The following is a 21,895-nucleotide window of genomic DNA, read 5'->3' as shown; positions in this document are numbered from 1 at the left end:
ATTGAAGAGAGCTCCATGGATAACAACAAGAACAAGCGCTACCTGCTGGCAATCGACAATGGCACCCAGAGTGTGCGCGCGTTGCTGTTCGACCTGCAGGGTAATCTGCTGGGTAAGGGCAAGATCGAGCTGCAGGCCTACACCTCGGCCCAACCGGGCTGGGCCGAGCAGGAACCGGATTATTACTGGGCCAAGCTGGGCGAAGCCTGCCAGCAGTTGTGGCAGCAGACCGGAGTTGATCGTACGCAGATCGCCGGTGTGTCACTGACCACACAGCGCGGCACGGTGATCAACGTCGATGCCCAGGGCAAGGCCCTGCGTCCGGCAATCCTGTGGCTCGATCAGCGCCAGGCCGAGGTCGAGGGCGGGATCAAGGGACCATGGGGTTGGCTGTTCAAACTGGTCGGCGCGCAGGCCACCGTGGATTATTTCCGTGCCCAGGCCGAAGCCAACTGGATTGCCCAGCACCAACCCGAGGTGTGGGCGGCGACCGACAAGTTTCTGCTGCTCTCGGGTTTTCTCACCCATCGGCTGTGCGGGCGATTCGTCGACTCGGTGGGTTGCTGCGTGGGCTACCTGCCGTTCGACTTCAAACGCTTGCGCTGGGCTGCACCTGCCGACTGGAAATGGCAGGCGCTGGCGGTGCGTGCGGAACAATTGCCGACGCTGCTCAAACCCGGCGAAACCCTGGGCCATATCAGCGCCGAGGCAAGCCGGCATACCGGCATTCCCGAAGGCGTGCCGCTGATCGCTGCGGGTGCCGACAAGGCCTGTGAAGTACTCGGCGCCGGCGTGGTCGATGCGTCCACGGTGTGCCTGTCCTATGGCACCACCGCGACCATCACCACGACGCGCTCGCGTTATCTCGAAGTTGTCCCGTTGATTCCGCCTTATCCGGCGGCGGTGCCGGATCAGTACAACTGCGAAGTGATGATCTACCGCGGCTACTGGATGGTCAGCTGGTTCAAGAACGAGTTCGGCCTGCGCGAAATGCAGCAGGCCAAGGAGCAGGGGCTGGAGCCAGAGCAACTGTTCGACGCCCTGGTCAATGCGGTGCCGCCCGGCTCTATGGGCCTGATGCTGCAACCTTACTGGTCGCCGGGGATTCGTGAACCGGGCATGGAAGCCAAGGGCGCGATGATCGGCTTTGGTGACGTGCATACCCGCGCACATATCTATCGGGCGATTCTCGAAGGGCTGGCCTACGCCTTGCGTCAGGGCAAGGAGAAGCTCGAAAAGCGCTCGAAACAGTCGATTGAGCGTCTGCGCGTTGCCGGTGGCGGGTCGCAGAGTGATGCCGCGATGCAGCTCACGGCGGATATTTTCGGTCTGCCGGCCGAGCGTCCGCATGTCTATGAAGCGTCGGGCCTGGGGGCGGCGATTTGCTGTGCGGTGGGCCTTGGCCTGCATGCCGACTTTCCTTCGGCGATTGCAGCGATGACCCGGGTGGGTACGGTGTTCACGCCGCAGCCGGAGGCGCAGCAGGTTTATGAGCGGTTGTACAAGGAGGTCTATCTGCGCATGTACCGCCAGCTCAAACCGCTGTACCAGAGTATTCGGCAGATCACAGGATACCCAGCCTAGCAGTCCCGCTCCCACTGAGAGTTCGTGGCGCAATTGGAGAATGTATTTGGCGACATCGGACAGTGTCAGGGGCGGGGTCGGTTGTTAGGCTCAGCCCTCAAGCACTTCCAATAAGAACTAATAACAATGAAGCTGAAACTTCTCCTGATGCTGCTCTGTGGCATCGCTCCGGCGGCGTGGGGCTGGTCCAACCATACGGTTGGCAGCTACCTGGCATTGCAGGATTTGCCGGTGCTGCGCGAAGCACCTCTGGTTGAGGTCGAGCCGCTGGAACAGTTTCTCGCTCAGCAATATGGCGCCATCGCCGCGCTGCTGGACGAGCAGGAGCGCTTCGCCCGTCAGCACTTTGCCCAGTATCCGCCGCGTCCCGACAGCCTGAAGCTGCCCGCGGTACCAAGGGACAATTTACGCCACACCTTTCTCACCGCCCTGCGCATCAATCCGCAGATTCACCTGGCAATGGTCATCCAGCCGTTACCGGGGCAAGACCAGCCGCAGCGTGAACACCTCAAGGCTGAGCAGGTGATGGTCGAACAGACCCTTTCGCCATGGAACCGCCAGCGTTTCATCCGCCTGGCCGAAGGCGAGAAAGTCGTGCCGCTGGCGGTGTTGGCCAGCGCCGCCGACGAGCCGGATTACGGTCACGACATCAACCTGTTCAGCGACAACGCCGGTGAAGTGGCGGCGCTCTACGGCTTTGGTCCGCAGCCGTTTGGCGATGAGCGTTTCCAGTACAGCTCGCAGGCACCCTTCCATATGGGCTTCTTCCATGAAAACCCGGTGGTGTATGCCGCGGCCGGGTTTCTTGAACGCAGTTGGCCGCACTGGCGGGCTTATCAGTACCTGGGCCTGGCGCGGCTGGCCTTCGCCACCGGCCATCCCTACTGGGGCTACCGCTTTCTCGGCTGGGGCATGCACCACGTTCAAGACCTGACCCAGCCGTATCACGCCAAACCGCTGCCCGGCGTCGGTCTGCTCAGCATGCTGCTGATGGAAGGCAAGGCCCTGGCCGGATACGACAGCGACAAGCACGCCGCCATCGAGCGGGTCGCCACCCGGCACATGGAAGTGGAGAAATATCAGGCCGCCTGGCTCTCTCGCCTGCTGCGCAACGGGCAGCGGGTGCATCCGATGCTTCAGGCCTACGCCGACACCGCGCAAGACGCCAGCTATCCGCCGTATTCGGTGGACTACCTGCGCGACGTGGTCAGCGCTCAGTCCGCCGCCGCAGGTGCTGCGTTTGATGAGGCCATCGGCCAGTGGCTGGCGACGGCACCGGCCACCAGCAGCTTCAGCGCCGGTAACCAGGTGCAGCGTGAACGTTACGACCATCCGTTGCTCAACCAGCAGTTGTTCCAGCTACTGGGCAATTTTGGCGCGCACAGCCGCAGCTATGCCCGTGCGGGCCTGGCGCCATCAGCGGGCGTCAACGTCGCGCGGTAACCGCTGTCAGGACACAAAAACAACAAGATCAGCAAAGGGAGAAACGCACCATGGGGAATCGATTACGCCAGTCTGGCGCAGTGATGTCCGGGGTAGGGTTGGCGGGGCTGTTGCAATTGTGCGCACTCGAGGGCGCGCAGGCCGTCGAGTTCAAGGTACTGGACAATCAGGTCACCGGCTCGCTCGACACCACCTTGTCCTACGGTCGCTTGTGGCGGGTCCAGGGGCGGGACAAGAGCAACGATGACATCAACACCAACGACGGTAATCGCAACTTCGATACCGGCCTGGCGTCCGAGGTCTACAAGATCACTTCGGAACTGGAGGCCAACTACCAGAACTACGGGGTGTTCATGCGCGGCAACGCGTTCTACGACACCCAGTTGATGGACAAGCGCAACGATTACTACGACAACAACAACCCGTCGCAACCAAGCCAGAACTTCCCCAACGACGACCGTTTCACCGACCAGACCCGCGACATCGCCGGCCACCACATCGAGATGCTCGACGCCTATGTCTATGGCAGCTGGGACGTGGCGCAGATGCCGCTGACCGCGCGCCTGGGGCGCCAGGTGTTCAACTGGGGCGAGGGTATGTTCTATCGCGGCGGGATCAACACTACCAACCCGGTGGATGCGGCCAGGTTTCGCTTGCCGGGCGCTGAGGTGAAGGAAGTGCTGATGCCGGTGGAGGCTGTCAGCTTCAACATCGGCCTGACCGACAGCCTGACACTGGAGAGTTTCTACCAGACCAACTGGAAGGAAACCCGCATCGACCCGGTCGGCACCTTCTACTCCCAGACCGACCTGTTCGCCGACGGCGGCAACACCGCCTACAACAATTTCAGCGGCACCGCCCTGGACAGCCCGGTACCCGGTTTTGGCAATGTCATCGGTCTGTACGAGGGGCTGGGTAACAACCCGTTTTTCAATCAGGTTCTGGGCAGCACCGGCCTGTACGCCAACGGCGTGACCCCGGCGTTCGGCAATACGCTGAAAGTGGCGACCATCGGCAAGGACTTCAACGCCCGTAACGACGGGCAGTTCGGCTTCGCTTTCCGTTACATCGCAGAAGAGCTCAACAGCACCGAGTTCGGCCTGTACATGGTCAATTATCACGCCAAGGAGCCGACCATCTCCGCCGACCTGGGTGGCTACCAGGGCATCGACATGAACGCCCTGACCAACCTGCTATCGGGCCTTGCCGGCAGTCAGGCTGCGGCGCTGGCCGGTGGTCTGGCTACCGCCGACGTGATGGGCAATATCCAGGCGCATCGGCGTTACGCCGAAGACATCCGCATGTACGGCTTCAGCTTCAACACCACCCTGGGGCAGGCGTCGGTGTTTGGTGAAGTGGCCTACAGGCCCAACTTGCCCATCGGCATCGCCGCTACCAACGACCTGATCGGCGACCTGGCCAATGGCGCGGCAGCCGCCGCTGCCGGTCAGACTGTCAACATCGGCGGGCAAATGGTCCAGCTCGACAGCCAGATCAACAACGCTGAACGGGTGGAGTCCTTCAATACCTCACTGGGCACCATCTACAACTTCGGCCCGGGGCTGTCGTTCGACTCGATGTTCGGGGTGTTCGAGCTGGCTTCCGAGCATCTGCGCGGCAGCAGCCTGCACTACACCGCCTTTGACGGCAGCACCCGCTACTACGCCGGTAGCGGCAATACCTCCTATGTGTCCGGTGGCGATCGTGACGACCAGGTCAATCGCAACTCCTACAGCTACACGGCGATGCTCAACGCGACCTGGAACGATGTCTACGCCGGGGTCAACCTCTCGCCCTATGTCGTCTACAAGGACGACTTCGAGGGCAACAGCTACCAGGCAGGCAACACTATCGAGGGCCGCAAGGCCTACACCCTGGGGATCAAAGCCAACTACCAGAACAAGCTCGAAGCCGAGTTGCAGTACACCGAGTTCTACGGTGGCGGCCAGAACAACAGCATTCGCGACCGTGACAACGTCGGCTTCAACCTCAAGTACTTCCTGTGAGTGCTCAGACCCCAAGGCCTACGGCCCGGTTTTTAATTCGGAGAACGTCCATGCTTCACACACCACGACTGCTCAAGACCACCCTGGCGCTGGTCCTGAGCCTGGCGGCCGGCGGGACGCTGGCCGCCATTTCGCCTCAGCAGGCCGAGCAACTGAAAACCACCCTGACGCCCATGGGCGCCGAGCGCGCGGGCAACGCTGCCGGGACCATCCCGGCCTGGGACGGCGGCATCACCCAGGCGCCGCAGGGCTACAAACCGGGCCAGCATCACCTGGACCCGTTCGCGGCAGACAAGCCGTTGTTCACCATTACCAAGGCCAATCTGGAGCAATACAAGGACCAGTTGAGTGCGGGTCAGATCGCGCTGTTCAACAGCTACCCCGAGACCTTCCAGATGCCGGTGTACCCCAGCCGCCGTTCCGGCTCGGCGCCACAGTGGCTGTACGACAACACCTTCAAGAACGCCACCTCGGCCAAGCTGCTCGAAGGCGGCAACGGTTTCAGCGACGCCTATGGCGGCGTGCCGTTTCCCGTTCCCAAGGATGGCGTCGAGGCAGTGTGGAACCACATCACCCGTTATCGCGGCATCTACGTGGTCCGGCGTGCTTCCGAAGCGCCGGTGCAACGCAACGGCAGCTACGCGCTGGTGACTGCGCAACAGGAAGGGATGTTCAACTACTACCGCCCCGGTGGGCAGTATGCCGATCTGAAAAACATCCTGTTCTACTACCTGGCCTTCGTGAAGAGCCCGGCTCGCCTGGCCGGTGGCGCGACACTGGTTCACGAAACCCTCGACCAGATCAAGGACCCGCGTCAGGCCTGGATCTACGACGCCGGCCAGCGCCGTGTGCGACGCGCGCCGAGTCTGGCGTACGACACGCCAATCGCCTCGTCCGACGGTTTGCGCACGGCCGACGACACAGACCTGTTCAACGGCTCGCCGGACCGTTATGACTGGAAGCTGGTGGGCAAGAAAGAGGTCTACATTCCTTACAACAACTACAAGGTCTCAAGCCCCGAGGTGAAGTACGCCGACTTGCTCAAGCCCGGGCACCTCAACCCGCAGTACACCCGTTATGAGCTGCACCGGGTGTGGGTGGTGGAGGGCACGCTCAAGACAGGCGCGCGGCATATCTATTCCAAGCGCGTGCTGTTTCTCGACGAAGACAGCTGGGGTGCGGCGCTGGTCGATCAGTACGACGGGCGCGGGCAGTTGTGGCGGGTGTCGATGGGCTACCTGAAGAACTTCTACGACCTGCCAACCACCTGGAGTTCGCTGGACGTGTTCCACGATTTGCAGGCGCGTCGTTACTACGTGCAGAACCTGGATAACGAAGAAGCGCAGACCGTGGACTTTGCCCAGCCAGTGCCCGAGGACGCCTACTTCATGCCGTCGGCATTGCGCCAGCGCGGTACGCGCTAAGCGTCCTTGTAGGAGCGGATTCATCCGCGATGGACTGCGCAGCAGTCCCATCTTTTGGGGCCGCGTTGCGACCCATCGCGGATAAATCCGCTCCTACAGGATGGGAGCGGGCAGTAGCAGGTTTACACGACCTTGCAGGATAAACCTGTAATCTGTGACGCGCTTGGCAGTGCGCAAAAATTGCCATCAGACAGGTCTGAACATTCTGTTGAACATGCCGACACTCAAGGTAATGACTTTTCCTGAGGAGTGTCTGCATGAGTGGCAAGCTGAAGGTAGCCAGTGTGGCCGTGTTGTTCAGCCTTGGTGCCGTGTGCCAGGCTGCAACCCCGATAGCTCAAGGAACGGTCAGATTTACCGGCAGCATCGTTGAGTCACCCTGCCAGACATCCTCCCAGCCAGGCGGTTGGCGAATGGATGGCTGCCCCGCACAGGTTCGGGAAACCGCCATCAACGTGCGTCGGATAGATCCACAGGCTTCAGTCAGTGGCCCGGACAGCACTTCAGTACAGGTCAAGCTGGTGGCCGAGAATCGCCACGGTCGTTATTACGATCAACACTATGCGCTGGTCGATCATGCAGGTAATCCGGTTACCAGCGGGAACTACCTGATTACGCTTACCTCGCCGTAACCCATCCAAAGCTCGATGTTGCCACCCGTACCTGGGCGTAAAGTCCGGGTAGCGGGCCCTTGGGGAAGGTAACAACAAGATCTGTTAATATGCCCGGCTTCAACATCAGATCAGCGCATTTGCTCCTGCATGCTGGTCAAGCCGGGCCCTCGCGCTCGACATCCTCCATCACCCAAGCGGTGGTGCCGAAGTGATTACTGAAGCAGTGGGCATTTCCCATTGCTCCAGGCCATTCATATTGAAAAGGCACGGGTCGTCCTCTGGCACCGGTTGCTTTACAGACTGAGCAGGGCGCTTTACCGGCCCTGCGCTTTATTTGGGAACAGACAATGACAGCCGTGATCAACGCACTGAATACCTTTTTCTATGGGTATGTCCTGATCTATGGCCTGCTGGCTGCAGGTATCTACTTCACTGTCCGCCTGGGCTTTATCCAGTTTCGCCATTTGCCCGAGTTCTTCCGCTCGGTGTTGCGCGCCCCGGCGAACGACCCAGGTGGCATCACGCCGTTTCAGGCCTTGTGCACCAGCCTGGCCTCGCGGGTCGGTACCGGTAACCTTGCCGGTGTGGCGGTGGCCATTACCCTCGGCGGGCCGGGTGCAGTGTTCTGGATGTGGGTGGTGGCCTCGCTGGGCATGGCAACGGCCTACGCGGAAAGCACCCTGGCGCAGCTGTATAAAGTGCGTAACAGCAACGGTGAGTATCGCGGCGGTCCTGCGTTCTATATCGCCAGGGGTTTGAATGCGCCTTGGGCAGCAGCGATTTTTTCGGTCTGCCTGATTATCGCTTTCGGCCTGGTGTTCGGCGCAGTGCAGGCCAACTCCATTGCCGATGCAACCCTGGGCGCCTTTGGTGTACCCAAGCTGACCACCGGTGTGGCGCTGGCCGTGCTGGCCGGATTGGTGATTTTCGGCGGTATCAAGAAAATCGCGCGCATTGCCGAATGGGTCGTGCCGTTCATGGCCGGTGCCTACCTGCTGGTGGCGATCTATGTGATCGTGGTCAATCTGGATGAAGTTCCGGGCGTGCTGATGCTGATCGTCAAGAGTGCCTTCGGCATCGAGTCGGCGGTCGGCGGCGTGGCCGGGGCCTTGCTCAATGGCGTCAAACGCGGCCTGTTCTCCAACGAAGCGGGCATGGGCTCGGCGCCGAACATTGCCGCGGTGGCGACCCCCAATCCTCACCATCCTTCCTCGCAAGGCTTTGTCCAGGCCCTGGGGGTGTTCATCGATACGTTGCTGATCTGTACCGCCACCGCCATCATGATCCTGCTGTCCGGCGTGGTGCCTGGCCCTGACATGACCGGCACACCGCTGACCCAGGCGGCGATGAACGAACACATCGGCTGGGCCGGGCAGTACTTCATTGCCATTGCGATCTTCTTCTTCGCCTTCACTTCGATCATCGGCAACTACACCTATGCCGAGAACGCCATGGTGTACCTGAAGCTGAACACCCGTCTGGGCCTGACCGTGCTGCGCACAGCGGCGTTGTTGATGGTGGTCTGGGGCGCCTATGAAAGCGTTACCACGGTGTTCGATGCCGCCGATGCGGCGATGGGCCTGATGGCGACCATCAACCTGATCGCGATCTGCTTGCTGTCCGGTGTGGTGGTCAAGCTGACCCGTGACTACTTCGCGCAGAAGGCGGTGGGCACGCCGGAGTTCAACGCCAAGGATTATCCGGAGCTGGCGGGTAAGATCGATGCAGAGATCTGGGGGGCGGCCAATGGTACCGAGCAACCCCTTGATGCGTTGAAGGAACGGTAATAGATCGCGGGGCAAGCCCGCTCCCACCGGGTTAATTGGTCTCCCGGTGGGAGCGGGCTTGCCCCGCGATGCATTCGCTGTTTCCCTGCCATAATGCCCCGACTGTCCAACCATCTGTCAGGGCCTTGCGATGATCGGCTTCACCTTGCGTCAGCTGGAATACTTTGTTGCCGCCGCCGAGCAGGGCAGTGTCAGCGCAGCCGCCCGGGCCAAGCATATCTCCCAGCCATCGGTGTCGTTGGCGTTGTCACAGCTGGAGGCGAGCCTGGGTGAAAAACTCTTTCACCGTCAGGTCAGCCGCGGCCTGGAGCTGACGCCGGCAGGCCGCACGCTGCTGGAGCAGGCGCGGCAGATGCTCAACCTGGCGACGGCGATCTGTGGCAGAGGCGAAGAGCAGACAACTGTGCGCGGCGCCTTGAGCCTGATCTGTTTCCAGGACCTGGGCCCTTACTACGCACCGCGCTTGTTGAGCGGCTTTCGCCTGCGCCATCCCGAGGTCACCATCACCCTGTTCGAAGCCGACCTGGCCGAGGTCAATCGCCGCCTCAGCGATGGCAAGGCCGAGCTGGCGCTGACTTATGATGTGGGGCTGGATTCGCCGATCGAGAAACGCGTGCTGGCGCAATTGGCGCCCTATGCCCTGTTGCCTGCCGATCATCCCTTGGCCCAGCAGGAAAAGGTCTCGCTGGTCGATCTGGCCGCCGAATGCCTGATCCTCGAAGACATCGCCAGGACCCGGGAATACTTCCTGTCGTTGTTCTGGGCCCATGATCTGCAACCGGCGGCGACGCAATTGACCCAGACCTTCGAGATGCAGCGCGGGCTGGTTGCCCACGGTTACGGGGTGGCATTGTCCTGTACACGGCCGGTGGGCGACTGCAGCTATGACGGCAAACCACTGGCCTGTCGGCCGCTGCTCGAAAGCGTGAGCCCACAGCCAGTGGTGTTGGCCCAGTCCAGTGCCATGCGCCCGTCAGCGGCAGCGCAGGCGTTCCTGGACTGGGCAAGCCAGCAATTTCCTGCCTGACTCAGCTCGCCGGATCGGCCACTGCCACCAGCGGTTTAGCCTTGCGTGCCACGCACAGCCAGTAGCCCAGCGACAGCAGGACCAGCCAGCCGATGCCGACATACAAGGCCATGCGGGTGTCCGGGAACCAGGCCAGCACACCGAAGATGAACAGCATGAACAGCGCCGCGCAGGCCGGGCCGACCGGCCAGAGAGGCACCGGGAAGTGCAGCTTGGCCACTTCTTCGGCGCTCATGCCGCGGCGCATGACCATCTGCGACAGTAGAATCATCAACCATACCCAGACAATCGAGAAGGTCACCACGGCGGCGAGGATCAAGAACAGGTTTTCGGGTGCCAGGTAATTGAGCAGCACCCCGAACAGCAGCGCCACCGCCATCACTACCACGGTCATCCATGGCACTCCGAAGCGTGACAGACGGGAGAAACTGGTCGGCGCCTGACCGTTCTGGGCCATGCCGTACATCATCCGCCCGGCGCTGAAAATATCGCTGTTGATCGCTGACACCGCCGCCGAGATCACCACAATGTTCAACAAGGTTGCCGCCGAGCCGATGCCCAGGCCGCTGAATATCTGCACGAAGGGGCTGCCTTCGCTACCGATCCGCGTCCATGGGTAGATCGACATCAGCACGAACAGGGTGAATACGTAGAACAGCAGGATGCGCAGTGGTACCGAGTTGATCGCCTTGGGGATGACCCGCTGCGGGTCGCGGGCCTCACCGGCGGTAATGCCGATCATCTCGACGCCGCCGAAGGCAAACATCACCACGGTGAACGAGGCGATCATGCCGCCCACGCCATTGGGGAAGAAACCCCCGTGGCTCCACAGGTTGCTGACGCTAGCCAGTTGCTCTCCGGAACCGCCCAGCTGGATGCCGAACATCAGCACCGCAGCGCCGGCCAGAATCATCGACACAATCGCGGTGACCTTCAGCAGTGACAACCAGAACTCCAGCTCGCCGAACACCTTGACGCTGCACAGGTTCAGAGCGCCGATAAAGAACACGATGCCCAATACCCAGATCCAGCGCGGCGTTTCCGGGAACCAGAAGCTCATGTACACGCCGAAGGCAGTCACGTCCGCCAGGCACACCACCAGCATCGAGAAGGCATAGCTCCAGCCGGTCAAAAAGCCCGGAAAGCGCCCCAGGTATTGGCTCGCATACTGGCCGAACGATCCCGACACCGGGTTGCGCACCGCCATTTCGCCCAGGGCACGCATCATCATGTAGATGGCCGCGCCGCCAATCAGGTAGGCCAGCAGTACCGAGGGGCCGGCGAGCTTGATCGCCGAGGCGGAGCCATAGAACAGCCCGGTGCCAATGGCAGAACCGAGCGCCATGAAACGAATATGGCGGGTGCTCAGACCCCGCCGCAGGACGGTGTTGTTATCGTTCATCCCAGGTAACTCCTCATTGTTCTTATTGTTCAGTCGCAAGGCGTTGAAGGAGACAGGCAGGGCTATTAACCGGTCAATTGCCGGGGCTGACAATAAGCACGGTCATACAGAATGCTGATAGTGGTGAATAGGCAAAGTGTCGTTTACCGGTGGCAGTCGGCGATCCAATACTTTTGCCCACTACAACAAGAGAGGACTGCCCCGATGAATGCCAATACCGAACAGTTCCAACGTGACGGAGCCATCGTCTTGCGCGGCGTGTTTCGCGACTGGATCGAGCGCTTGCGTGAAGGTTTCGAGCAGAACCTGGCCAACCCCAGCGCCTTTGCCATCGAAAACGTTGGCAGTGGCGAAGGCGGGCGGTTCTTCGAGGACTACTGCAACTGGCAGCGCATACCGGCATTCAAGGACTTCGTGCTGAACTCACCGGCGGCGGCGATTGCCGGTGATCTGATGCAATCGCGTGAAGTGCAGGTGTTCCATGAACATATTCTGGTCAAGGAGCCAGGCACTTCCAAGCCGACGCCCTGGCACCAGGACTTGCCTTACTACTGCGTCGATGGCCTGCAGACGGCCAGCTACTGGATTCCACTGGATCCGGTGACTCGCCATAACACGTTGAGCGTGGTCCTGGGGTCGCATCGCTGGCCCAAGCCGGTACGCCCGAAAAGCTGGGCCAGCAACAAGGATTTCTACGGTGCAACCGATGCCGGCTCCGGTGAAAGTGTGTTCATGGACATGCCCGACGTCGAGAACGGCGAGTATGAGATTCTCTCGCCCGAACTCGAACCTGGGGATGCGGTGGTCTTTGATTTTCGTACCGTGCATGGCGCTGCAGGCAATACCGGCAGCAATCGTCGCCGGGCATTCTCAACCCGCTTCATGGGCGATGATGTGCGTTACATCCAGCGGCCGGGCCGTACCTCACCGCCATTTCCGGGGATCGACCTGAACACCGGCGACCGGATGCGCGAGGACTGGTTTCCGGTGGTCTGGGCCCGCCGTTGAGGCCAGAGGAAGGGTAATTGAAAGCCCCGCAGTGAGCTGCGGGGCTTTTTGCTATTCCGCGGGGGCGTTACGATTTCACGTGGGCGACGATTTCGTCCTTGATTTTCAGACGTTCCTTGCGCAGTCGGGTGACAGTGTCATCCGCACTGCTGCTGTTCTCGGCTTCGAGCACTTCGGCGTCTTTGCGGTTGTATTCCTCATGCAACTGGCTCAGCCGCGAGTCGGTTTTTTTCTTCTCGATGAATTGCTCTTTGGTCAGACCGAGATCTGCGAGTAGATCGTGCTTTACCGGCATTTCTTCACCTCTCCGGGGGTTTGGGGTGGAAGTCATGAACTATGAGGATAGTCGGATTTGTCGGGTTCCGTGGTTGAGGTAGTCTGTTGCAACATTTCTGAGCTCAGGGCCCCTGCAATGCCTCATCTCCACGTTGAATACAGCGAAAACCTGCCTGAACTGGACGTCGATCGCCTGCTGCTGCGTCTTAACCATGCACTGGTTTGCAGCGGCCAGTTCGCCGATGAACTGGACATCAAGAGCCGTGCCGTGGCCCTGGCCAGTTTCCGGGTGGGCACTGCCCTGCAGGAGCGCGCTTTCGCCCATATCAAGCTGGCGATTCTCAGTGGCCGATCGCCAGAGGTGAAGCGGCAATTGTCGGCAAGCCTGCTGGAGGTGCTCAAAGAAGAGGTTCCGGGCACGTCAGGCGTGGACATCCAGCTGTGTGTCGAAGTACTTGATATAGACCGTGACGCTTATTCCAAAATGCACTTGCCCGCCTAGGGGCATAATTAATGTGAAAAAAATGTAATGATTAAATTGACGTCAAGCCACTAAACGTTGGCGTCTTTTTCACAAAAAATTGATCCTGTTGTAATTAACGTTCGCCGGGTCCAAAGGCAGTGCCGCAACGGCACCCTTATCGATCAACAGCCAAGCGAGCATCATGTTCAAGATCAAACCCCTGCGGGCCGAATGGGTCACCCTGCTTGCCAGCCTGTACCTGCTGGTCGCCTTCAACTCGGTACTCTGGCAGCATTTGTCGAGTGTTGTAGAACCTGGCGTGTCGGGTGTTTTCCTGCGGCTGGCGTTTGCCGTGCTGATCTTCTGCGCATTCAACCTGGTGTTGACCTTTGTTGCTTTTCGCGGGGTGTTGAAACCGGTACTGGTTGTACTGTTTTTGATGGGCGCTGGTGCGGCTTACTTCATGAATCAATACGGTGTGTTGATTGATGTTGGCATGTTGCGCAATACCGCTGAAACCAACGCCACGGAAGTGCGTGACTTGTTGTCTGTGAAACTTGGGCTTTATATCGTGCTGCTGGGGGTTGTGCCTTCACTGCTGCTTTATAAAACACCGATCAACTATCGGGTCTGGTATCGCGAACTGTTTGGCAAGTTGCTCGTCGGTGTCGCTTGTGTCGCCTTGCTAGGCGTGGTGGCGTTACTCAATTACCAGGGGTTGGCTTCACTGTTTCGCAACCATCATGAAATTCGCCTGATGCTGGTGCCCAGCAACGTCGTGGGTGCCTCTTTCGGTTATGTCGGTGAACAGCTCGGCACGGCGGCCAAGCCGTTTGCCAAGATCGGTGAAGACGCCCAGCGCGATCCGGCCTGGCAGCAGCATGCGCGCAAGTCGCTGACGGTGCTGGTGGTGGGAGAGAGCGCCCGGGCGCAGAACTTCGGGCTGTTGGGCTACAGCCGTGACACCACACCGCAACTGAGCAAGGAAGCAGGGCTGATCGCTTTCAGTGATGTGCATTCCTGTGGAACCGAGACGGCGGTATCGGTGCCTTGCATGTTCTCAGGCTTCACCCGCAAGGATTACCAGGCCAGTAAAGCAAAGAACCAGGAAGGCTTGCTGGATGTCCTTCAGCGCGCCGGTCTGAGTGTTCGCTGGCGCGACAATCAGTCAGGCTGCAAAGGCACCTGCGACCGGGTCCAGTTTGAAGATGTCAGTAATGCCAAGGATCCGACCCTGTGCACCAACAGTGAGTGCCATGACGAGATTCTCCTGCAAGGCCTGGCGTCAATGATCGACAACCTGCAGCAAGATACCGTACTGGTGTTGCATCAGATGGGTAGCCATGGCCCGGAGTACTTCAAGCGCTATCCGATGCAGTTCGAGCGTTTCACGCCTGTGTGCCCCAGCAACGCGTTGAACCAGTGCAGCGAACAAAGCATCATCAATGCTTATGACAACACCCTGCTTTACACCGACCATGTACTGGCATCGCTGATCGACATCCTGCGCAGCAAGCAGGACAAGGTCGACACGGCCATGCTCTACCTCTCTGACCATGGCGAATCGCTGGGCGAGTACAACCTGTTTCTGCACGGCACGCCTTACATGCTGGCGCCGGAGCAACAGAAACACGTGCCGATGCTGGCCTGGTTCTCCGACAGCTATCGCCAGGACTTTGCCGTCGATACCGACTGTCTGAACAAGGTACGCAACGAGCCGCTGAGTCAGGACAACCTGTTCCACTCCATGCTCGGCCTGTTGAAGGTACGTACCGCTCTCTATAATCAGCAACTGGACATGTTTGCCGGTTGCCAGCCGGCTCTTGCACAACATTGAACCAACGCACAGGCCAGCCAGGGATAGCGGTCGAGCGGTTTCCCGGCAATGGCCTGCGGCGTATATACTGCGCGCCATTGTTTGTGGGAGAGCCTTGTGGCCATCGAAATACACTGGATTTGCGACGACAGCAGTCTGGCTGAACACTGCCAGCAGTGGCGCCAGCTGCCCTTCGTGGCCGTCGACACCGAGTTCATGCGGGTTGATACCTTTTATCCGATTGCCGGGTTGATCCAGGTTGGCGACGGCGCGCGTGCTTACCTGATCGATCCTTTGCGGATCGGCAACTGGCAGCCGCTGGCCGAACTGCTGGAAGACACCCGGGTAATCAAGGTTCTGCACGCCTGCAGCGAAGATCTTGAAGTGCTGTCGCGTCTGACCGGCAGCCTGCCGGCGCCGCTGTTCGACACCCAGTTGGCCGCCGGCTATCTGAATCTCGGTTTCTCCATGGGTTATTCACGTCTGGTCCAGGAAGTCCTCGGGATCGAGCTGCCCAAGGGCGAAACCCGTTCCGACTGGCTGCAACGCCCGCTCTCGGAAACCCAGGTCAGTTACGCCGCCGAAGACGCGGTGCATCTGGCCGAGCTCTACGAGCGTCTGCGCCCGCAACTGTCCGACGAAAAAAATGCCTGGGTGCTGGAAGATGGTGCCGAGCTGGTCGCCCAGTTGCGCCGGGAAACCGACCCCAACGAGCTGTACCGCGATGCCAAGCTGGCCTGGAAACTGTCCCGCGCGCAATTGGCGGTGCTGCGTGAACTGTGCGCCTGGCGCGAGCGTGAAGCCCGCGCCCGCGACCTGCCGCGCAACCGTATCCTGCGCGAAAATGCCCTGTGGCCGATGGCCAAAACCCAGCCGGACTCGCTGTCGGCGCTGGCGAAGATCGAGGACATGCACCCGCGCACCATTCGTCAGGACGGTGAGTTCCTGCTCGACCTGATCAAGCGGGCGGCCAGCGTGCCGCCATCGGAGTGGCCACCGGCTGTCCCCGAGCCGCTGCCGATCGAAGCCTCGGCGTTGCTCAAGCAACTGCGCGCCATCGGCCAGGCCGAGGCCGAGCGCCTGAACATCGCCCCGGAGCTGATGTTGCGCAAGAAAATCCTCGAGTTGCTGCTCAAGAGCGGCTACCCCGCCGGACCTTATCAACTTCCCGATGCGTTGCGCGGCTGGCGCCGTGAGCGTATGGGGCAAGCGCTGCTTGACTGCCTGGCCAGCGCTGGAGAACCGCAATGAAACGCATCTGCTCGATCTACAAGAGCCCACGCAAGAACGAAATGTACCTTTACGTGCTTAAGGCCGACGGCCTGGAGCGCGTGCCCGAAGCCCTGCTGCCGGCCTTTGGCAAGCCGGTGCATGCCTTCGACCTGGTCCTGACCCCGGAGCGCCAACTGGCCCGCGAGGACATCACCAAGGTCCTGGAAAACCTTGAGCAGCAGGGCTACCACCTGCAGATGCCGCCGCTTGAAGATGAGTACATCGAGCACCTGCCCGAAGAACTGTTGCGTCGTAACGACCCGGTCTGAGCCCGGCCTGCCTGCTGTGATACCGCCAGGGCCCAAGGCCTGGCGGCCTTCGTTGTTTCTGCCAAGGTTGTAAAAACATGCGTGTTTTGATCGCTGAACAGGATCATGCCCTCTACGCCCGCCTGCTGCGCGAGGCCGCTCCGGACCTTGAGGTCCTGACCAGTGGCGATTCTGCCGAACTGGCCGATCAGGCTGCTCAATGCCCTGTGTGGCTGGGGCAACCGGACCTGCTGGCGACCCTGCTACGCCAGGGCCACCAGCCGCAATGGCTGCAGTCGACCTGGGCCGGGATCACCCCGCTGCTGGCCGACGGTTTGCAGCGCGACTATCGCCTGACCCGGGCGGTCGGCATCTTCGGCCAGGTCATGGCCGAGTACGTCCTGACCTACATGCTCGGTCACGAGCGAGAAGTGATGGCGCGTCTGGTCAGCCAGGTCGAACGCAAGTGGGACGACCGGCCTGGACGCAGCCTGGAAGGGCGCCGGGTGCTGATTGTCGGTACCGGTGATATTGGCCAGCGCGTTGCCGAGTTTCTCCTGCCCTTCGGCGTCAAACTCTACGGCATCGCCAGCCAGGCCCGTGAGCAGGCGCCTTTTATCGAAGTGGCGGCGATGAGTGAGCTGGGGCGTCTGGTGGGGGAGGTCGATTATGTCGTCAACCTGTTGCCGGACACTCCGACGACCCATGACCTGTACGATGCCGCGCTGTTTGCCCGCTTCAACCCCGAGGCGTTGTTCATCAATGCCGGGCGCGGCGTAGCGGTGGTTGACGGCGATCTGGTCGAGGCCTTGAAGCTGGGCCATCTGGCCGGGGCAGTGATTGATGTCTGCCGCCAGGAACCGCTGCCGGCCCGTCACCCGTTCTGGACTGCCTGGGGCCTGCTGCTGACCGGGCACAGCTCGGCGCCAACCTCGCCAACGGCGATGGTGCGCTTGTTTGTCGAGAATCTGCGGGCGTATCAGGCGGATGAGGAACTGCGCGGGGAAGTGGATTTCCAGCGCGGGTATTGATCGGGTCCGCAGTCATTGTGGGAGCCGGCTTTGCCGGCGATGGGATCGGCGCGGTTTCATTTACTGCGCGGCGCCCGCATCGCTGGCAAGGCCAGTTCCCACAAATACCGATCAATCTTACAAGGTGAAATCACCTTCAGCCGCCAGCTCGCTCAGCGGCCGCCGCGGGCTGGGAACTTCACGGGCTTGCAGGGCTTCAGCCAGGCTGGCCTTGTCGCCCAGTTTGCCGATCGCCACTGCGGCGTGCAGGGCATAGCCTTCGGGAATCTTCAGTTCCTTGCGGGTCAGTTCCTGGTCGAAACCGGCCATGCCATGGGTGTGCCAGCCGCTGAGGCTGGCCTGCAGGGCCAGGTGGCCCCAGGCGGAACCGGTGTCGAAGGTGTGCCACAAGGCCGGGGTTTCTTCGCTGGCGCCTGGCGCTGCGAAGGTGGTCTTGGACATCACGATCACCAGCGCCGAGGCGTGTTGTGCCCAGCTGCGGTTGAACTCATTGAGCAGGCCCAGGTAACGCTCCCAGTTCGGCGTGTCGCGGCGCGCATAGAGGAACCGCCAAGGTTGCGAGTTGTAGGCCGAAGGAGCCCAGCGGGCGGCTTCGAGGAAGCTCAGCAGGGTGGCTTCGCTGATCGGTTCGGCAGTGAAGGCGCGTGGCGACCAGCGCTTGATGAACTGGTCGTCGATGGCATGTTCGGCAACGCGAGGATTAACACTCATGGCGAGTTCCTGAACGAATGGAAAAGGTGGGGAGCAACCGCCGGTCAAACTACTGTGTCGTACCAGCCCTGACAAGCGGTCTGGCAATGGCGCAAGACTCGCCCTAGACTGGCGCCGCCGCATTGCGGCGCCTCTTTTGAAACAGGACACCCGTTACATGATTGCCAGCGCCGATTCCTTCTGGAAGCGTAAAACCCTCGAACAGCTCGACCGCCAGGAATGGGAGTCGCTGTGTGACGGCTGTGGCCTGTGCTGCCTGCAAAAACTCGAAGACGAAGACGACAACAGCGTTTATTACACGCGTATCGCCTGCAAACTGCTGGATCTCAACAGCTGCCAGTGCAGCGACTACCCGAACCGCCTCAAGCTGGTGCCCGACTGCATCCAGCTGACACCGGGCAAGGCCGACCAGTTCAAATGGCTGCCGACCACCTGCGGTTATCGTCTGATCAGCGAAGGCAAGGACCTGCCGAGCTGGCACCATCTGGTTTGTGGTGATCGTCAGCAGGTGCATAAACAGCGTATTTCCCAATCCGGCCGTATGCTGAGCGAGAACAGCGTGGACGAGGATGACTGGGAAGATTATCTGATTTTCCGCGCTGGCTGAGCCGTCGAGGCTTGCCGGGTATCGCGTCAGGGGAACAAGGAGTTTCTGTATGCGTGTACGTTGCCATTGGCTGTTGGCCCTGGGCCTGTTGGCCAGTTCGCCGGCCTGGGCGAAGAAGGTCAATCTGGATTATCACGTCCGTTTTATCCCGCAAAGTGAACAGGCCGAGGTGCGTGTGACTCTGGCTGAAGGGGCGGCCGTGCGTAGCCTGGACTTCGATCTGGGCAAGGCGGGCGCCTACAGCGACTTCAAGGCCGACGGCCAGTGGCAACTGCAAGGCGACGGTCTGCGCGGACGCTGGCAGCCAGCACCGGGCAAGAGTCAGCTGAGTTACCGCGTGCGCCTGGCCCAGCGCCAGGGCAATGGCAGCTTTGAAACCCGGGTGACACCTGACTGGGCGCTGTTTCGCGGTGACGATCTGGTGCCCCCGGCGCGCCTTGATCAGCAAGATGGCACCGAGTTGGCGGCACGCCTGAGTTTTGAGTTGCCCAGTGGTTGGAAGAGCGTTGAAACACCCTGGCCACGTATCGGCAAACAGCGTTTTCGCATCGACAACGTCTCGCGTCTGTTCGACCGTCCCACCGGCTGGATGATCGCCGGCACAATCGGCACCCGGCGTGCGCGTCTGGGCGAAACCGAAGTCAGCGTTGCCGCGCCGCAGGGCCAGGGCATGCGCCGGCTGGATAACCTGACCCTGCTGACCTTCGTCTGGCCACAGCTGCAGGCGGTGTTCCCGCGCAATCCGCCAAAACTGCTGCTGGTCGGCGCCCGCGATCAGCTGTGGCGCGGCACGCGGGCCGGGCACAATTCGATTTACCTGCACAGTAGCCGGCCGCTGGTCAGCGAAAATGGCTCAAGCCCCTTGCTGCGCGAGCTGGTGCATGTGTTTGCGCAGATCAATGACCGCCAGGCCAGCGACTGGATTGCCGAAAGCATCAACGAGTATTACGCCACCGAGCTGCTGCGCCGTGCGGGCGGGATCACCGAAGAGCGTTACCAGGCCCTGCAGGCCGGCCTTGAGCATCGCGGTGCCAAGGTCAGCAGCCTGCGCGGCGAGCAGGCCGACAGCGCCATGACTGCGCGCGGTGTCCTGCTGTTGCAGGCGCTGGACCGGGAAATCCGCCTGCACACCCACAACCAGCGCTCGCTGGACGATGTCACGCGCGCGCTGATGCGCCTGAACAGTGTCAGCACTCAGGAGTTCATCCAGCTCAGTGAAAGCGTGCTGGGCCGCGAGTCCGAAGTGCTGTCGAGCAAGCTGCTGCGCTAGTACGGGTTATTTGAACTTCGGCCCGGAGCGGGTGTTGAGGCCTTTGGCCAGGCGGTCGTAAAGCACCACGTTGACGGTGGCGGCGAGGTTCATGCAGCCCTGGGTCGGGATGTAGATGGTTTCTTCGCACCAGGCGCGGACGCTCGGGTCAAGGGAGCCGTCTTCAGGGCCAAAGATGTAGATGGCGCGGTCCGGGTGGGTGTACTCGGGCAGCGGGCGGGCGCCGTCGACCAGTTCTACGGCCACGGGGGTACAACCCAGAGGGATGATCTTCTGCAGATCGTCGATGCCGATCAGCGGGATGTCGTAGTGCACACGCTTGGTGTCGGTGACGAAGTCGCGCGCGCGCTCATAACGTTTGCCGGTGTAGAACACCGAGTTGACGCCGTAGCAACCCGCCGCGCGCATCACTGAACCGACGTTCTCCGCTGACTTGGGGTTGAACAGACCAATGCAGCTGTACCGTTTGTTCGCCACGTGCCGGGGCCCTTCGCAAAAAAGAACGCGATTATACGGGCTTGCCGGCTACCGTGGGTCAGGGGATTGCGATCAGTCTTTTTTCAGCAGACCGGCAAGCCCGGCGAACGGGTTGTGGGTGGCCTTGGCGATGCTCGGACTGCTGGTGGAGCCTTCGCTGAAGTACTGCTGGTCGGTGTAGCGGGAATGCTCGTTGTCGTGACAGTACAGGCACAGCAGCTCCCAGTTGGAACCGTCCTGGGGGTTGTTGTCGTGGTTGTGGTCACGGTGGTGCACGGTCAGTTCGCTCAGGCGCTTGCCGGAGAACTCCCGGGCGCAACGACCGCAGACGTGCGGGTACATTTTCAGGGCCTTGTCGCGATAGCCCATCTCCTTGTCGCGCTTGGCGTCGGCAAGGATGCGGTCGAGCCGTGCGGTGGCGGCGGCAGAGGATGACGAACTCATGGGATTACCTTTTCTCGGGCTTGTTACGGTTATACCTGAAGTTTAGCGTGCTGGCGGTCCGTTCGGACAGGCAAACCGCTACGCTTGGGAGTAGGCTGTCAGAAGGTGTTTGAAGGAGTCTGCGCATGCGCTGCCTGACCATTGCCGCGTTGTTCTTCGCCAGCCTGCAAACGGTGCAGGCCGCCGACCTGCAGCCACGGCCCATTGCCCCGGTGCCGGGCGCACCGGGGACGGCGACCCCGACCCCTTATCCGCAGATCACCCCCAGCAGCATACCGCGGGCCGGTGATGCGCGACCGGGTTCGCCGCTGCTGCCGTCGATCAAAGTGCCCGTGCCACCCAGGGATCAGCCCTTGCCCGGGCTGACGCCTGATGACAGCAAGGACAAGAAAGCCGACTAGACCTGTGACAGGCGCTGGCCGTCCTGCATGCGCAAGCGGCGGGAAAGTGCTACGGCCAGGGCACGGATGATCTTGGCGGCAATTTTCGGTGCGTCGTTGATCATCTTTTCCAGCGAGTCCTTGCCCAGGCTCAGCAACTGGCAGTCACTGGCCGCCACGCAACTGGCCGAGCGCCGTTCGCCGTCGAGCACGGCCATTTCGCCAAAGGCCCGGCCCTTGCGCAGGGTGGCGATTTCCACCTGGCGCTGATCGCTGTCGGTTTTGCGTACCGAGACCACGCCGTGATGGATGATGCACATGAACGTGCCGGCATCGCCCTCGGCGAAGATTTCCTCGCCGGTACCGAGGGTGCTGATGCTGAAGTAACCGGCGGCGTGCTGGAAGTCGCCGGGTTGCAACTGATCGAACAGGCCGCAGTCCATGAGCATGTCGCGGATTTCATTATTCAGGTGGGTTGGTTCAGGCATTTGCAGTCGTTTCTTGTTGATTTGTGGTGTCTATCGCCGGCAACGCCGGCTCCCACAGGCTAAACCAATCCCTGTGGGAGCCGGCGTTGCCGGCGAATCAATGGCTCAGACAACAAA

22 protein-coding genes are annotated in these 21,895 nt (G+C 61.1%); 16 read left to right on the top strand and 6 right to left on the bottom strand.

Features of this window, described 5'->3' with window-relative positions:
* Positions 1-15: 15 nt before the first annotated feature.
* From ACVI9W_RS06115 to ACVI9W_RS06085, 7 genes are all read left to right on the top strand, one after another.
* Entirely contained in the window at positions 16-1,584 is a 1,569-nt protein-coding gene (locus ACVI9W_RS06115) for an FGGY-family carbohydrate kinase (protein WP_461529492.1), read from the top strand.
* Between the two features lie 126 nt (positions 1,585-1,710).
* Positions 1,711-3,027, top strand: coding sequence for a phospholipase (locus ACVI9W_RS06110; protein WP_461529491.1), 1,317 nt, complete (start codon positions 1,711-1,713; stop codon positions 3,025-3,027).
* Positions 3,028-3,077: 50 nt separating this feature from the next.
* On the top strand, positions 3,078-5,033 hold the full coding sequence (locus tag ACVI9W_RS06105) for a DUF1302 domain-containing protein (protein ID WP_461529490.1): 1,956 nt from the start codon (positions 3,078-3,080) through the stop codon (positions 5,031-5,033).
* A gap of 50 nt (positions 5,034-5,083) precedes the next feature.
* Complete coding sequence (locus tag ACVI9W_RS06100; protein ID WP_461529489.1) at positions 5,084-6,457, top strand: DUF1329 domain-containing protein; 1,374 nt, start codon at positions 5,084-5,086, stop codon at positions 6,455-6,457.
* Positions 6,458-6,714: 257 nt separating this feature from the next.
* Positions 6,715-7,089, top strand: a complete 375-nt coding sequence (locus ACVI9W_RS06095; protein ID WP_461529488.1) for a type 1 fimbrial protein — start codon at positions 6,715-6,717, stop codon at positions 7,087-7,089.
* A gap of 329 nt (positions 7,090-7,418) precedes the next feature.
* Positions 7,419-8,858 (top strand): alanine/glycine:cation symporter family protein, encoded by a 1,440-nt coding sequence (locus ACVI9W_RS06090; protein ID WP_461529487.1) that lies wholly within the window; start codon positions 7,419-7,421, stop codon positions 8,856-8,858.
* Between the two features lie 130 nt (positions 8,859-8,988).
* A complete protein-coding gene (locus tag ACVI9W_RS06085) occupies positions 8,989-9,885 on the top strand; it encodes a LysR substrate-binding domain-containing protein (RefSeq protein WP_422422053.1) in 897 nt (298 codons plus the stop codon).
* Position 9,886: 1 nt separating this feature from the next.
* Here the strand turns inward: ACVI9W_RS06085 and ACVI9W_RS06080 are convergent, their stop codons facing one another.
* The gene (locus ACVI9W_RS06080) at positions 9,887-11,287 is read right to left on the bottom strand and encodes an amino acid permease (protein WP_461529486.1); all 1,401 of its coding nucleotides are present in this window, start codon (positions 11,285-11,287) and stop codon (positions 9,887-9,889) included.
* Positions 11,288-11,491: 204 nt separating this feature from the next.
* Between ACVI9W_RS06080 and ACVI9W_RS06075 the strand changes: the two genes are divergently transcribed.
* Positions 11,492-12,295: a phytanoyl-CoA dioxygenase family protein gene (locus ACVI9W_RS06075; RefSeq protein ID WP_461529485.1), complete on the top strand. Its 804-nt coding sequence runs from the start codon at positions 11,492-11,494 to the stop codon at positions 12,293-12,295.
* A 67-nt stretch (positions 12,296-12,362) separates the two neighbouring features.
* On the opposite strand, the gene ACVI9W_RS06070 is transcribed toward ACVI9W_RS06075, so the two are convergent.
* On the bottom strand, positions 12,363-12,590 hold the full coding sequence (locus tag ACVI9W_RS06070; RefSeq protein WP_461529484.1) for a YdcH family protein: 228 nt from the start codon (positions 12,588-12,590) through the stop codon (positions 12,363-12,365).
* Positions 12,591-12,707: 117 nt separating this feature from the next.
* On the opposite strand from ACVI9W_RS06070, the gene ACVI9W_RS06065 reads away from it, so the two are divergent.
* From ACVI9W_RS06065 to ACVI9W_RS06045, 5 genes are all read left to right on the top strand, one after another.
* Positions 12,708-13,073 (top strand): 5-carboxymethyl-2-hydroxymuconate Delta-isomerase, encoded by a 366-nt coding sequence (locus tag ACVI9W_RS06065; protein WP_461529483.1) that lies wholly within the window; start codon positions 12,708-12,710, stop codon positions 13,071-13,073.
* Between the two features lie 163 nt (positions 13,074-13,236).
* Positions 13,237-14,871 (top strand): phosphoethanolamine transferase, encoded by a 1,635-nt coding sequence (locus tag ACVI9W_RS06060; RefSeq protein ID WP_461529482.1) that lies wholly within the window; start codon positions 13,237-13,239, stop codon positions 14,869-14,871.
* A 96-nt stretch (positions 14,872-14,967) separates the two neighbouring features.
* Positions 14,968-16,101, top strand: a complete 1,134-nt coding sequence (gene rnd / locus ACVI9W_RS06055) for a ribonuclease D (protein ID WP_038613746.1) — start codon at positions 14,968-14,970, stop codon at positions 16,099-16,101.
* Positions 16,098-16,391, top strand: a complete 294-nt coding sequence (locus ACVI9W_RS06050; RefSeq protein ID WP_038613744.1) for a YcgL domain-containing protein — start codon at positions 16,098-16,100, stop codon at positions 16,389-16,391. Before rnd ends, ACVI9W_RS06050 begins: the two co-directional genes overlap by 4 nt.
* 77 nt (positions 16,392-16,468) lie before the next feature.
* Positions 16,469-17,401, top strand: coding sequence for a D-2-hydroxyacid dehydrogenase (locus ACVI9W_RS06045; RefSeq protein WP_461529481.1), 933 nt, complete (start codon positions 16,469-16,471; stop codon positions 17,399-17,401).
* 117 nt (positions 17,402-17,518) lie between these two features.
* On the opposite strand, the gene ACVI9W_RS06040 is transcribed toward ACVI9W_RS06045, so the two are convergent.
* Entirely contained in the window at positions 17,519-18,112 is a 594-nt protein-coding gene (locus ACVI9W_RS06040) for a nitroreductase family protein (RefSeq protein ID WP_461529480.1), read from the bottom strand.
* 157 nt (positions 18,113-18,269) lie between these two features.
* Between ACVI9W_RS06040 and ACVI9W_RS06035 the strand changes: the two genes are divergently transcribed.
* Both ACVI9W_RS06035 and ACVI9W_RS06030 read left to right on the top strand, forming a co-directional pair.
* Positions 18,270-18,719, top strand: coding sequence for a YcgN family cysteine cluster protein (locus ACVI9W_RS06035; RefSeq protein ID WP_038613738.1), 450 nt, complete (start codon positions 18,270-18,272; stop codon positions 18,717-18,719).
* 49 nt (positions 18,720-18,768) lie between these two features.
* Positions 18,769-19,989, top strand: coding sequence for a hypothetical protein (locus ACVI9W_RS06030; RefSeq protein WP_461529479.1), 1,221 nt, complete (start codon positions 18,769-18,771; stop codon positions 19,987-19,989).
* Positions 19,990-19,995: 6 nt separating this feature from the next.
* Here ACVI9W_RS06030 and ACVI9W_RS06025 read toward each other — a convergent pair whose 3' ends face one another.
* Together ACVI9W_RS06025 and ACVI9W_RS06020 are read right to left on the bottom strand one after the other, a co-directional pair.
* Positions 19,996-20,466 (bottom strand): RNA methyltransferase, encoded by a 471-nt coding sequence (locus ACVI9W_RS06025; protein WP_038613734.1) that lies wholly within the window; start codon positions 20,464-20,466, stop codon positions 19,996-19,998.
* Between the two features lie 72 nt (positions 20,467-20,538).
* A complete protein-coding gene (locus ACVI9W_RS06020) occupies positions 20,539-20,910 on the bottom strand; it encodes a YajD family HNH nuclease (protein ID WP_038613732.1) in 372 nt (123 codons plus the stop codon).
* A 125-nt stretch (positions 20,911-21,035) separates the two neighbouring features.
* Between ACVI9W_RS06020 and ACVI9W_RS06015 the strand changes: the two genes are divergently transcribed.
* On the top strand, positions 21,036-21,311 hold the full coding sequence (locus tag ACVI9W_RS06015; protein ID WP_038613729.1) for a hypothetical protein: 276 nt from the start codon (positions 21,036-21,038) through the stop codon (positions 21,309-21,311).
* Here the strand turns inward: ACVI9W_RS06015 and ACVI9W_RS06010 are convergent.
* Positions 21,308-21,778 carry a cyclic nucleotide-binding domain-containing protein gene (locus ACVI9W_RS06010; protein WP_461529478.1) on the bottom strand — a complete coding sequence of 157 codons (471 nt, stop codon included), beginning with the start codon at positions 21,776-21,778 and terminating at the stop codon, positions 21,308-21,310. The genes ACVI9W_RS06015 and ACVI9W_RS06010 overlap by 4 nt on opposite strands.
* Positions 21,779-21,895: the final 117 nt, after the last annotated feature.

This window comes from Pseudomonas sp. 210_17 TE3656, from assembly GCF_054821965.1.
Note: the sequence above shows the minus strand (reverse complement) of the source record. Positions and strands in the feature narration are given on the sequence as shown.

What these genes read in the sequence shown, in the direction of transcription:
- ACVI9W_RS06115 (WP_461529492.1), top strand. Translation starts at nt 16, where the DNA reads ATGGATAACAACAAGAACAAGCGCTACCTGCTGGCAATCGACAATGGC.
- ACVI9W_RS06110 (WP_461529491.1), top strand. Translation starts at nt 1,711, where the DNA reads ATGAAGCTGAAACTTCTCCTGATGCTGCTCTGTGGCATCGCTCCGGCG.
- ACVI9W_RS06105 (WP_461529490.1), top strand. Translation starts at nt 3,078, where the DNA reads ATGGGGAATCGATTACGCCAGTCTGGCGCAGTGATGTCCGGGGTAGGG.
- ACVI9W_RS06100 (WP_461529489.1), top strand. Translation starts at nt 5,084, where the DNA reads ATGCTTCACACACCACGACTGCTCAAGACCACCCTGGCGCTGGTCCTG.
- ACVI9W_RS06095 (WP_461529488.1), top strand. Translation starts at nt 6,715, where the DNA reads ATGAGTGGCAAGCTGAAGGTAGCCAGTGTGGCCGTGTTGTTCAGCCTT.
- ACVI9W_RS06090 (WP_461529487.1), top strand. Translation starts at nt 7,419, where the DNA reads ATGACAGCCGTGATCAACGCACTGAATACCTTTTTCTATGGGTATGTC.
- ACVI9W_RS06085 (WP_422422053.1), top strand. Translation starts at nt 8,989, where the DNA reads ATGATCGGCTTCACCTTGCGTCAGCTGGAATACTTTGTTGCCGCCGCC.
- ACVI9W_RS06080 (WP_461529486.1), bottom strand. Translation starts at nt 11,287, where the DNA reads ATGAACGATAACAACACCGTCCTGCGGCGGGGTCTGAGCACCCGCCAT.
- ACVI9W_RS06075 (WP_461529485.1), top strand. Translation starts at nt 11,492, where the DNA reads ATGAATGCCAATACCGAACAGTTCCAACGTGACGGAGCCATCGTCTTG.
- ACVI9W_RS06070 (WP_461529484.1), bottom strand. Translation starts at nt 12,590, where the DNA reads ATGCCGGTAAAGCACGATCTACTCGCAGATCTCGGTCTGACCAAAGAG.
- ACVI9W_RS06065 (WP_461529483.1), top strand. Translation starts at nt 12,708, where the DNA reads ATGCCTCATCTCCACGTTGAATACAGCGAAAACCTGCCTGAACTGGAC.
- ACVI9W_RS06060 (WP_461529482.1), top strand. Translation starts at nt 13,237, where the DNA reads ATGTTCAAGATCAAACCCCTGCGGGCCGAATGGGTCACCCTGCTTGCC.
- ACVI9W_RS06050 (WP_038613744.1), top strand. Translation starts at nt 16,098, where the DNA reads ATGAAACGCATCTGCTCGATCTACAAGAGCCCACGCAAGAACGAAATG.
- ACVI9W_RS06045 (WP_461529481.1), top strand. Translation starts at nt 16,469, where the DNA reads ATGCGTGTTTTGATCGCTGAACAGGATCATGCCCTCTACGCCCGCCTG.
- ACVI9W_RS06040 (WP_461529480.1), bottom strand. Translation starts at nt 18,112, where the DNA reads ATGAGTGTTAATCCTCGCGTTGCCGAACATGCCATCGACGACCAGTTC.
- ACVI9W_RS06035 (WP_038613738.1), top strand. Translation starts at nt 18,270, where the DNA reads ATGATTGCCAGCGCCGATTCCTTCTGGAAGCGTAAAACCCTCGAACAG.
- ACVI9W_RS06030 (WP_461529479.1), top strand. Translation starts at nt 18,769, where the DNA reads ATGCGTGTACGTTGCCATTGGCTGTTGGCCCTGGGCCTGTTGGCCAGT.
- ACVI9W_RS06020 (WP_038613732.1), bottom strand. Translation starts at nt 20,910, where the DNA reads ATGAGTTCGTCATCCTCTGCCGCCGCCACCGCACGGCTCGACCGCATC.
- ACVI9W_RS06015 (WP_038613729.1), top strand. Translation starts at nt 21,036, where the DNA reads ATGCGCTGCCTGACCATTGCCGCGTTGTTCTTCGCCAGCCTGCAAACG.
- ACVI9W_RS06010 (WP_461529478.1), bottom strand. Translation starts at nt 21,778, where the DNA reads ATGCCTGAACCAACCCACCTGAATAATGAAATCCGCGACATGCTCATG.